This window comes from Candidatus Cloacimonadota bacterium (genome assembly GCA_012516855.1).
Classification (GTDB): Bacteria; Cloacimonadota; Cloacimonadia; order Cloacimonadales; family Cloacimonadaceae; genus Syntrophosphaera.
The window spans coordinates 1-1,950 of the sequence record JAAYWB010000134.1 but is presented as its reverse complement, the minus strand read 5'-3'; the positions used below and the strand labels follow the sequence as shown (position 1 = coordinate 1,950).

The 1,950-nt window shown below is 57.7% G+C and carries 1 protein-coding gene; it reads right to left on the bottom strand.

The window, feature by feature from the left end; all coding sequences use genetic code 11:
- Positions 1-1,950 (bottom strand): choice-of-anchor D domain-containing protein (locus tag GX466_09480; protein ID NLH94426.1); only part of this gene is annotated, 1,950 nt, incomplete at both ends.

Sequence of the window (1,950 nt, the reverse complement as noted above, 5' to 3'; positions counted from 1 at the left end):
TCGGTAGCAGTTCCGGTGATGTTCACGGTGTGCACAGCCTTGGCTCCCAGGTTGTCAGTAATCGTCACTGTGGCAGTGTGAGTTCCGGCAGCAGTGGGGGCATAGTTGACCGCGAAGCTGATGTTTTGACCGGCAGTAAGGCTGGCCGGCAGGGTGGGCAGATTGGCCAGGGTCAGCATGGGATTGGTGGAAATCGTGATGCTGTTGATACCAAGGGTGCCTTCGCCAATGTTGCTGATGGTGAAATCCTGGCTGGCAGTCGCGCCAATGGCCAGGCTGCCGAAATCGTGGGATTCCGGAGTAACCGAGAATACGGGGCTCGCCATTGCCTGTTGCACTGTCACGTTGTCGATCATCAGGTCGTTGTCGCCATTGCTACCGACGGATGATTCGCCGTAGAAAGCGAAATACTTCACGCCTGTGAGGCCTGTGAGGGGGATGCTATAGTTTTGGCCAGTGTGCGGAATGGAGTTGAATACATCGCTTGAACCTGTATTGTTCCACTCTCTCAGCAATGTGGGGTTGTTCATGTTGGGGTTGTCTGCCACGATGACCAGGAATCTGTCGTCCGCCTGGGTGCCGGTGGGAGGGTTGGTGGAGTTCCAGTCCATCAGGGCGGCGTCGAACTTGAGTTCATATTCTCCGGCGGGGAGGTTGATGGGTGGCGTGACAAGCCATCCATAACGGGAGGTACCGTAGATGTTTATCTTGGAGGCGTTGTTGCCGGATGGTCCGTTGAGCCAATCATCGCGGAACCACTGGGATGTAGTGCCGGTGGGAGTTGGGTAAAAGCCGCTGAGCTGGCTCCAGTTTGGCACCTCCCAGTTTGACGAATCAGTGCCGAAATCGACAATCCAGGGGAAGGTGCTGATGATGGGATCGTCTATGGTGGTGAAACTGAACACTTCGCTGGCGGGAGCTTCGCCGGTAGCGTTGTAAGCAACCACTTTCCAGTAGTAGGTGGTGGAGTAGTTCAGAGCGGCTGTAGCGGTATAAGTATTGACGGGCACGTCAGCCAGCAGAGTGGTGGGGTTGGCGTTGGTGTCGCAATAGAGCCTGAATCCTGTGGGGATTCCGCCGGGGCCTGCGTTCCAGGTGAAGGTGGGCCATGCGCTGACATCGGTAGCCAGATTGGCAGGAGCGGTTAGGATGGCCGCTCCGGGAGCCAGCGCTGCCATTTCTGGCCCGAATATGTGATCCAGATAGAATGAGGTGCTGGATGTGGTCGAGGAATACACGTTGAAGCCCAGGAAGTAGTTTCCGGGGGTAACGCTGCTGAGGTCAACCACATAGTTGTTCCAATTGCTGTTTTCCGGCAAAGCAATCTCGGCTCCGACCGGCAGCCAGTCTGTGCCATTTTGCGAATACTTGATCTGGATGCGGCCAATGCCGGAGGTGGCAGAGGAGCGGGCCCAGAAGTCGAGGCTGGAGCTGGCGTCGATGCTCAGCATGGGAGTGTAGAGCAGGCTCCCCGCGCTTCCGATGTACTCGTAAGCGGTTGCGCTGCCATGGAAGGGAGATGTGGTGCTGCGCGTGAAAGCGTCGTCCACATTGGTCCAGCCCATGGGAGGGAAACTTGTGTCTTCAAAACTTTCCGCGAGTTGGTTGGCAGACGGGGTCTTGAAACTCCACACGGGGCAGTCAACTGCCGGACCGATATCGTTCACGGGCACGATCTGCCAATAATAAGTGGTGTTGGGCTCCAAAACGGGGGTGTAGGTTGTTTCCAGCTGGTTTTGGATAAAGGGCGGGGTGGCGCTGGTGCCGAAATGGACGTTATAGGAGCTCGGCAAGCCGCCGCCGCTCTGCCAGGAGAGGGTGCCGTCCGTAAAGGCCCAGCCGTCCAGGGTGGGGTAGATCGCCACAGCCGGGTTGGGCGGCGCTGTCTGCGGGGTTGCCAACTGAAGATTGGGACGGCTGTAATAGCGTGTGCCGGTGGCATCGGCGGGG